This is a genomic window from Scytonema sp. PCC 10023 (genome assembly GCF_963920835.1).
Classification (GTDB): domain Bacteria; phylum Cyanobacteriota; class Cyanobacteriia; order Cyanobacteriales; family Nostocaceae; genus Kalymmatonema.
This window is the reverse complement of record NZ_CAWUDP010000100.1, coordinates 25,826-35,464: the sequence shown is the minus strand read 5'-3', so window position 1 is coordinate 35,464 and position 9,639 is coordinate 25,826. Positions and strand designations below refer to the sequence as shown.

General features: G+C 42.9%; 5 protein-coding genes. 3 read left to right on the top strand and 2 right to left on the bottom strand.

The genetic code is table 11. The features are described from left to right. Nucleotides 1-223: 223 nt before the first annotated feature. A complete protein-coding gene (locus tag ACM0OZ_RS38795) occupies nucleotides 224-1,084 on the bottom strand; it encodes a hypothetical protein (RefSeq protein WP_414588174.1) in 861 nt (286 codons plus the stop codon). Between the two features lie 524 nt (nucleotides 1,085-1,608). Beyond that, nucleotides 1,609-4,989 carry an alpha-mannosidase gene (locus ACM0OZ_RS38790; protein WP_414588173.1) on the bottom strand — a complete coding sequence of 1,127 codons (3,381 nt, stop codon included), beginning with the start codon at nucleotides 4,987-4,989 and terminating at the stop codon, nucleotides 1,609-1,611. A gap of 210 nt (nucleotides 4,990-5,199) precedes the next feature. Here ACM0OZ_RS38790 and ACM0OZ_RS38785 point away from each other — a divergent pair, with 210 nt between their 5' ends. The 3 genes from ACM0OZ_RS38785 (at nucleotide 5,200) to ACM0OZ_RS38775 (ending at nucleotide 9,500) form a co-directional block, all read left to right on the top strand. Continuing rightward, nucleotides 5,200-6,837 (top strand): hypothetical protein, encoded by a 1,638-nt coding sequence (locus tag ACM0OZ_RS38785; protein WP_414588172.1) that lies wholly within the window; start codon nucleotides 5,200-5,202, stop codon nucleotides 6,835-6,837. Nucleotides 6,838-7,184: 347 nt separating this feature from the next. Then, the gene (locus ACM0OZ_RS38780) at nucleotides 7,185-8,402 is read left to right on the top strand and encodes an RNA-guided endonuclease InsQ/TnpB family protein (RefSeq protein WP_414588171.1); all 1,218 of its coding nucleotides are present in this window, start codon (nucleotides 7,185-7,187) and stop codon (nucleotides 8,400-8,402) included. Nucleotides 8,403-8,654: 252 nt separating this feature from the next. After that, nucleotides 8,655-9,500: a class I SAM-dependent methyltransferase gene (locus ACM0OZ_RS38775; protein WP_414588170.1), complete on the top strand. Its 846-nt coding sequence runs from the start codon at nucleotides 8,655-8,657 to the stop codon at nucleotides 9,498-9,500. Nucleotides 9,501-9,639: the final 139 nt, after the last annotated feature.

Below are 9,639 nucleotides of genomic sequence, written 5' to 3'. Positions count from 1 at the left end.
ATCTGCTATTGCTTGCTAATGTTTGCTAATACTTTATGCAACTTATTTCAATACCTTAATTAACGTGAGTTCTCAGGACCTCTCCCACCCAACGGATCTCTCCTACAAGGAAAGGGAGGAGCTACGTAAAAATGAGATTTTTAACCCTCTCCCCTACAAGGGGAGAGGTTTGGAGAGGGGTCAAATCATGATACATCGAACTCACGTTAATTCTCAGACGAAATCACCTTCCACCCAACATCCTGCTAACTTGCTGTGATGTCAATGGTCGGCGTTCCATTGTTTGAAAATGGGGCAATTTTTTCAAATGACTATACCCTTGTTGATAGTTTCTTAAATTTACTAACACAACATCTTCGTATACCGAATCTTGAGGAACTTCCACTTTCACAATTAAATCTTGCAATTTGTATTGTGTAATAGCAATGTCAAGATATCTGAAAAAAACGTCACGCTTTTTAGAAGAAACATTAACCAAATACCAGTTATCCTGTTTGGCAGTCTCACTAACTTGAGGTTTACTCTGCTCAGGTTTTGGTGTTTGTATGAGAGTACCTACAACTTCGACACGCGCTTTATTCAAAAACTTTAAAAGCCCTTTTAGCTTGCGAAGTAAACTCTCCGGGCTTAACCAGTTAGGAAAATGATAATGATGACTTTCTAAACTAGAAATTCCTGCTTGTAGCTGTTGGATGTCAAAATCCAATTTAAGTTGATTAACAGCAGCTATGAATTGTTCTGTAGATTCACTATTCCCCAAAATCGTATAGCAGTAATTTTCTCTTGCTTCATCTCCATCAATGGCTTCTGGTATATCATAAGGACCGCTATCACACCACCAGCCCAAATTTTTTCGCAAATTTTGTCCAAAAAGTAATTGAATATAGTAAATGCCAGTAGGTAGATCTAAAGAAACTTCACAAGCTGTGACACCTTGTTCAATTAAAGGAATTTTTATTTCCTCTGACTCCTTATCAGGTAAAAGTAAATTCCAGCAGGATAAAGAGTACAATTCATCAGGTAGTAGTCCTGACAAACGAACAGATTTACTTGTCCAAGTCCAACTTACATTTTCAGATAACATCTGCATTTCCATTAATCGCTGTGGTTCACACCCCAAACGCTGCTTATCCAAAGCATACCAAGAGGAATTAAGTAATAAATTATACAATAAATAGATGAATTACTAAAACTCCTAAGGCATCTGCTTGTAATTCATAGGGTATCTTTTCATTATCATTGGATAAGAACAAAATAATTTCTTCTAGAGGCAAAAGTTTCTCAATCTGGATAATTCAGGGCTTACGCAAGATTATAAAAAACGAACCGCGCTCGTACGCACTCGTACACAAAGAAATAAGAGTTTCACCAGAGTTGTTGCGTAAGTCCTATAACTTTTAGCCAAAACCTATGTGCTGTGTCATGTTTAATAAACAAACCTGCTTCGGAGAATCCGGAATTAATTCTAATCTCAAAAGGCAAAAGTGAAAAGTTTGAACCAGTCAAAAATCTGGTTTTTGGCTATTTGGAACCGCAGATGCACGCAGATAGATTATCTGTGTGCATCCGGAGGACACTACGCCCTTGGGAGTTCCCCCGTTGTAAAGCTTATGTTTTATGCCAATCGCTCTTCGACACCTTAAAGCTACAGATTTTCCAAGGCTGTATTGTAAAGCTTTGTTGCGTAGATAAGAATTCAGCTTTGGGCAAACGCTCCAACAAGTCCACCGACTCTCCCAGAGTCAACCCCAAATCACTTTGCAAGTGTAAATTGGCTGTCTGTCCATGACATTCGTAACATCTGAGAATCCATTGTTTTGAATCATCTTCCGCTTGCTTAAACGCCATTAATATCAAATTTTCAGCCGAGAAATCTAGGAAACTACCGACAGGTGATAAAGGTTTATCGCTCTTTTCCTCATCGTTCGCCAATAGTATGACTTCCATTGGTAGATTCAATTCATACCCACGTCTTACCGTATGGGCTGATTCCCAGCTACCAGCATGAGGATACAAGGCATATGTAAATTCATGAAATCCTTGGTCTGCTTCTGGATCGGGCCAATTGGGACTGCGTAGCAAGGTCAAGCGTAGTTGATGAGGTTGGCTGTCGTAGCCGTATTTACAATCATTTAAGAGGCTGACACCGTAGCTCGTACCGTCAACTGGGAGAGGATTTGTTAAATCTGCCCAACGCAAAGCCGGAACTTCCCATTTCGCCTTTTCTGCTGGAGTTTTGGGTTTCGTGGAACGGCGAATAGCCCCACAAGGAATTTCATAGGTAGCCAAGTCCGCCTCTAGATTCAGAGGAAAAGCAGCTTTCACCAACACCTGGCGTTCCAGCCAATGAACTGTTGTGGCGATTTTCAGAACAGGCGATCGCGCTTGTAGTATGTAATCTTGGGTAAATTCAGATTCCCCAAGTTGGCGCACCACCCGCACCCGACTTTGTACTGGTCCAGTTTCCAGGCACTCAATAGATTTAAGCTGGGTTGGTGGTAACGGATGCTGCTCGTAGTTGGGGTCAATATTCCATGCATCCCAATATTGACCACTGTCTTGGAAAGCTTGTAATTGATTTCCACCTGCTTGACTCAAAACTTCTTTCTCATTAACTTTGTCAAAAATACTCGACAAATTACCAGTTTGCTCGTCAACAATAACCCGCAGAAATTCATTTTCTAAAGTCAATCTTTTTGGAGCAAAATGTTCTTGCTTTTGCAAGCCCGATTTTGTATCATCATAATTGGCAATACTATTACCTTTTTTAGGCAGTTCAGGACAAAGCCAAAAAACGCGATAGCCAACAGAGGGGACATCGTTTGCTAAAAACAGCAGCTTTGAGCCGTCAGTGAGTTGGGAAGGCAAAGGTTCTCCTTGGAGATTATAAACGCAAGCATCCAAGTGAGAATCAGGAAGATCAACGGCAACAACCTCGGAGCGCTGCCAATTCAGGGAGTTAAAGACGAAAATTGGCAAAGCATCGGGTTGGGGTGGCTCTGGTAAGTTTATTTGGGATGCGATCGCACTCAAAGACTGCTGTAATATCTCATTACCAACTTTTTCCACCGACTGCCAAGTTGGAAGCGCATCCTCATAAACTTGAGTAATCGAAGAACCAGGCAGAATGTCGTGAAATTGGTTAAATAAGACCTTTTTCCACGCCGCTTCTAGTTCTGCTTTGGGATATGTCACCTCACAGCTTATAGTTGCCAAAGCCGCAAACACTTCTGCTTGGTACAATAAGCCTTCACAACGACGATTCCAACGTTTTTGGTCGCCGTGAGTGGTGTAGCAACCGCGATGGAATTCTAGATAGAGTTCGTCCTCCCAAGTGGGGAAGGAGGGGGATGAGGGGGATGAGGAAGATGAGGGGGATGAGGAAGATGAGGGGGATGAGGGGGATGAGGGGGATGAGGAAGATGAGGGGGATGAGGGGGATGAGGGGGATGGGGAGGAATTTTCATTTTCCCCTTGTCTGTTTGTCTCCTTGATTTGCTGTAGATAGTTTTCAGCAGTCGTAAATTCTAGTTGAGGAAAGACAGGAGACTTTTGCCAGCGTTGGGCGATTTCTAACATATCACGGGTGGGACCGCCGCCGTGATCTCCGACACCAGGGAGCCAAAGAGCTTGTGAAAGACCTGTTTGGATTTGCCATTCACAGGCATAGGATGCCATTTTAACAGGATCGATGCCTTCACCAACGAGGGCAGACATAAGGCTAAAGACTTCACTACCATCAGGCGATCGCCACCAAAAAGCGCCATACTCAAACTGAGTAGTGTCATTCCAGCGCAACTTCTGAGTCACGAAATACTCAATTCCAGCATTAGCCAAGAACTGCGGCAAAGTCGCGCAAAAACCGAAACTATCTGGTACCCAGACCACAGTGGAAAGCTTACCAAATTTCTCCAGTACATAGCGCTGACCATACAGCAGTTGACGGACAATTGATTCACCCGCAATCAAATTCAGTTCCGGTTCAACCCAAAAACCCCCCACAACTTCCCAACGCCCAGTTGCTACCGCTTCTTGAATAGCATCAAACAAATCCGGGCGATGTTCTTCAATCCAAGCATAAAGCACCGGAGAAGAATGACAAAAAATTAACTCAGGAAAATCCTGCTGAAGCTTAAGAACCGACTCAAAAGTACTTTGTGCTGCCCGCCAAGTTTCACTGACACGCCATAACCATGCTAAATCAAGGTGAGCATGACCCAACAGGTAAATTTTAGATTTTGAACCGCAGCCTGTAGCAGATGTACCCAGATAATTATTGATTTCGAGGAGTTTTCCGCGCAGAGCAAACAGGGAATTCTCTAATCCTCTGTTATCTTCCTCTGCGTTCTCTGCGCCTCTGCGGTTTATTCCTTCCCAATCAATCTCCGCCACAGTCGCCGCCAAATTATCGAACTTCTCAGACTCAAAAGATTCCAAATAACCCTGCATCACAGCCAACTCATCAGCCACAAAACCGGGATCAGGACGATTCTCATCAGTAGACTCATAAATAAGCAGCGACTTTACCAAAGCCCCATCACAATGGCTTGGACTCACCAAACGCAAAGCCACGATAAATTCCTCTCCTGGTGTCACCGCAGGATTAAGTAGCACCCTAGGTGAAGAATCAAATAAATCTCCTTCAAGTACCAAACTCCCATTCACATAAACTTGGGCAAAGTCCGCCCACCAAACCAGCGCCAGCCGTAAAGATAAACCCTGTAGTCCATAACCGTGTAAATCTTGGGGAATGACCAATTTTTGCACCAACCATAGCACTTTTTGCCCCCCAGCCCAAGCAATGTGTTCTCTGGCGTTAACTTTAGCAAAACTCCAATCAGAAAAGTCACAAGTGCTAATATCAGCTACAGGCAAATCAGCTTCTAAGCATCGCCAAGTAGACGAAATATTCACTCTTACATAAGAGCGCAACTTCTCAATTGCTTCCGAGATGAATTTGGTATTAGGTTGAGAGACTTGGGAGGTCATAATTTCGCTAAGATGAGGAAACTCACTGGTGACAACAGTCTTTGAATTTATTGTTTGGTGAGAGTCCGACAGCTTACCACGCTCTCAACAAAAATTTACTACCATGCCACCCATTTAATTTGCACACTAGCTAAGGGCTAGACCAATTGCTAGCACTGCTTGTCTTCCAGATTGACTTTTGAATTTTGAATTTTGAATTTTGAATTGCTTATGCCATCTGCTACCCCTGGTCGTTATCAAAGCAGACTTTTTAAATTTTTTCACCAGCAATCTCGGCGCTGGGGCGAACAGTTTGATCGCACTAAACGGCATCTACAAGTCACTGCTAGTTGGTCATTAGAGGCTTTACTTTACCCAGTGTATCTGCTGATTCAAAAAGCAACTGGATCAGCTGGTAAACAACTGCATACAGGCGAGCAACAACCTAGGCTCTATTTACCAACAAAGGAGACTGATTTCCAACCCGAAACTCCACCATCTTCTGACACTCCCATTCAACGAGTTCTAGAAGCAGTGGAAATGCAAGCACGCGAGATAGAAAAGCGCTTCTTAATGGAGAGGTGGGGAGATGGCGAAGTGGCGAGAATCTCCAATAAAACTCCGCCAATCACCTCATTCCCCCATCACCCTATCGCAGAAACCTCCATTCCCCCATCTCCCTATTGCCCCCCATTAGCCCCCAACTTTAGAGGCAACCCCGAAGCTTTCCATCACGTTGTCTCCTCTCCTCCTCAGGTGCTGGGAATTGCTTCACTTTTAGGAAACCGTAATTTGGTACTCGTTACTGCTGAAAATGAAATTCTGGACATTTTGACGCCCCAGCAGCAGGAAAAATTACAAAATCGCATTATTAACGAAGTTGCTAAATACTGGCATTCCTGGCGCTTGGTTCAAGTAGAAAATGAAACTAAGCTATTACCTGAAATTGACCAATTATTGAACAAGCTGACTTCGGGTAGTAGAGGCAAGGTACCTGCTTTACCTCAGGAAATGAAAACAGAAGATAAAACTGAGTATCAATATATACCTATTACTTCCCCAGCGCTAGCATTACTGGACACAGCTTTTGCCCAGATGGAATCTTATGCTGTAGTATCAATATCTCGCGTCAGTGGGCAATTGCTCGAAGCTGTTCAAAATCAGCTAAACATATTTCTCTATGGTAAACACCAGCAACTTACCGCTGAACAAGAAGTATTAACTCCTGAGGGGGAATATCAAACATCGAAGATTCAAGCTTTAATTTGGGGGGCAATTCATTACTTTTTTGGACGCAATCCCAAGAAATTAGAGCAAACAACTCCAACAAATAGTGTTGACCAACTACCAATAGGTGGAAATAAGAAACCACAAATTGCTCTACCACAGCGTCCTCCTTCCTCAGCTTTGCCCAAAAGCCCTGATTTGCAAAGCGAGAACATAGCAGATCCTTGGTTAACAATGGACGATTTGTTTGGGGATTTGCAAGAGGTTACAGAGGTTGTCGATGAGCAACAATTATTAGTTACATCATCCCAAACCACAAAATCTGCTCTCCCTGAGAGTCCCTCTAGGAGGACAAGGGGACAAATCAATTCAAAATCTGCCCTACGTACACGCGTAGCGTCTACGAAGTGTGTACATTCGCAAAGTGAGGGTAACAAGGGAGAAATTCTTCACCAGCAGCAGCGTCAAACTGATCAAGTCGAGGCGAAACCAGACTGGATAGAAACCAACGCCAAGACTATTGGGTATGAAAAGCACCCTCTAGAGCAAATACTCGAATGGTTTGATCGCGCCATGCTCTGGCTAGAAGAGATATTTGTGAAAATTTTTCAATTTTTGCATCGGTTTAGGCAAGGGAAATAAAAAGTTAAAAGTTAAAAGTTAAAAGTTAAAAGTTAAAATAAATTCCTTAGCTTTATTTATAAAGGGTAGGCTGAAAACCCTGCGGCTTCAGCCCAGGGATGAAAGCCACGACGCAGGGTTTACCCTGCCGTGATATTTTCTTTTTTTGGTTCAGGAAGTGAATCAATCCATTCATCAACCATACTACTAATAGTTCTGTCTAGTTCTACAGACAACAAAAGTAGCTTGCGATGCCTGCGGTCAGTCAAAAGACAGTTTAACCTTTTTTTCTTCATATTGTACATACAAACGTTTCATGTTCATGATAATATATATGAAACAGAGTAAAACAAGGAGGTGATAACGCAGTGCTGGTTTTAGAGTACAAAGTGAAAGGTAAGCAACAGCAGTATCGAGCTATCGATGAAGCTATTCGTACGACTCAGTTCATCAGAAATAAAGCTATTAGATATTGGATAGATGCACCTCGTGAAGCAAAAATTAATCGAATTGCCTTAAACAATTACTCAACAGCACTGCGGAAAGAGTTCAAGTTTGTCAAAGAACTAAATTCAATGGCTTGTCAGGCTGCGACAGAAAGAGCTTGGAGTGCTATTGATAGATTTTACGGTAACTGTAAATCTAAAAAACCTGGGAAAAAGGAATTTCCGCGTTTCCAGAAAGATAACCGATCAGTAGAATACAAAACTTCAGGATGGTCACTGCATCCTACAAAAAGACGCATCACTTTTACCGATGACAAAGGTATTTCAGAGGTAAGATTATTAGGAAAGTGGGATATTCACACCTACCCTGTTAAATCCATAAAACGGGTTCGATTGGTTCGGAAAGCTGACGGATATTACTGTCAATTTGCAGTTGACATTGAGGTAAAACCTGAATCCAGAACGGCTGATGGTGAATTAGGTCTTGATGTTGGGTTAGAGTTTTTCTACTCTGATTCCAACGGTCATCATGAAGAAAATCCAAGGTTTTTTCGTAAAGCCGAGAAAGCCATCAAGCACACTCAACGTCAGATATACAAGAAAGAAAAAGGTAAAAATCAACGACGAATAGCTAGACTCAGATATGCCAAGAAGCATTTAAGAGTAAGTAGGCAACGGAATGAACACGCTCTTAGAATTGCGCGTAACGTGTGCAAGCTTAACAGCTTAGTCGCCTATGAAGCCTTGAATGTGAAAGGCATGGTAAAGAATCACTGTTTAGCCAAGTCTATTAATGATGTAGCTTGGACTCTGTTTCGTCGTTGGCTAGAATATTTTGCTATTAAGTTTGGAACCACAGTTGTTGCTGTCAATCCTCGAATGACATCTCAAAAGTGTTCAGATTGCGGTGCAATTGTGAAAAAATCTCTTTCAACTCGTACCCATAAATGTGCTTGTGGGTGTCAGCTTCAAAGAGACGTGAACGCAGCTATAAATATTCTGAATCTTGGAAAACAAGCTAGGGACGGACAGTCCCGAAGTAACGCTACAGGAGTCGCGACCTCTACGCTACTTGGTGCAAGCCTGGTAGAGCAAGTGGCGACGGCGAATGTAGAATCCCCTGGCTTTACGAACAAATGAGCGACAGCGAAATTTGTTCAGCCAGGGGAGTGTCAATGGCTTAATTTTTGCAGGAGTTAAGCAGAAAGGCGCAAATAATCGGTTACCTCATAACAGTGGTAGAAAATGCTTGCTGACTCGTACTGACGGGGATTAGTAGTGATACTAGTCTAGTCAAGTGGGTATCAAGCAAGAATCTCCTGCTACAGTGACGTTAGGAGCTTGGCGGTGAGAGTGTCAAGACAGTACCTCAAAATCTGTAGGAAAATGCTTATGACTTACCCTAGTGAACTGGAAATCAAGATGTATGAAGTTTATGACGCAGGCTACCAAGTCTTTCTTGAAAACTGGCAGGTAAATCGCCAAGTGGCTCTCGATTTGATGCAACAATACCTTCAGCCACATCCCCCACAAGTAGCTGTGTTAAGTGTAGGGGCTGGACCGGGTGACTTTGATATGCAGGTGATACGTACTCTCAAGCAGCAGCTACCAAAAGAATTAACGCTTCGTTACGTGGCTGTTGAGCCGAACCATCTACATCGGCAGCGCTATGAGCAAAAAATGAGCGTCCCAGAGTTTGCTGATGTTGATTTGAAGGTTCACCGGGAAAAAATTGAACAGTTTCAGACAGATGAAAAGTTTGATATCATTCACTACACGCACTCGATGTATTATATGCCTGGTCACGAGAAGCAGCTTCTGCAACAGGGGATGGAGATGCTTAAAGATGATGGCTTTTTGATCCTCACTCTTGTGACTAGCGACGCGCTGATCTTCGACACCATTTTCAAGTATGCCGCTCTCACAGGACAGGGCTTTGCAGAAATGCTGCAGATGGAAAAAATGCAGATGATGGTTGACGAGCTTGGATTGTCGTATGAATTGGTAAGTTATTCAGAGTACGTCGATGTCAAACTTTGCTTTGAAGAGAATTCAACGGCGGGGAAAGCGCTATTGGATTTCTTCTGTCAGGCAGACTCGAGCGAGCTTAGGGGTGAACAACGGGCAGAAGTTTTACATATATTAGCGTCCAACGTGACTGAACAGGACGGACGTAAACTGGTCCCTGAGCCTACTGCGACAATGATTATTCCTAAGCAAATCGTTAATAATGACTGATATCAAGTCAGGTTAATCACCAAACCATAAATTCGCGTTCTGGTGTAGCCCGTCACAGCAAGAACATCTTCTGTTTTTCTGCTCTATGCAAGCAACCAAATGATTTGATAGTGGCGACTCTCTACAGCATCTTTGGCTT

Excerpts from the sequence above, each read along its gene's own strand:
- ACM0OZ_RS38795 (WP_414588174.1), bottom strand. The coding sequence starts at position 1,084 with ATGTTATCTGAAAATGTAAGTTGGACTTGGACAAGTAAATCTGTTCGT.
- ACM0OZ_RS38790 (WP_414588173.1), bottom strand. The coding sequence starts at position 4,989 with ATGACCTCCCAAGTCTCTCAACCTAATACCAAATTCATCTCGGAAGCA.
- ACM0OZ_RS38785 (WP_414588172.1), top strand. The coding sequence starts at position 5,200 with ATGCCATCTGCTACCCCTGGTCGTTATCAAAGCAGACTTTTTAAATTT.
- ACM0OZ_RS38775 (WP_414588170.1), top strand. The coding sequence starts at position 8,655 with ATGACTTACCCTAGTGAACTGGAAATCAAGATGTATGAAGTTTATGAC.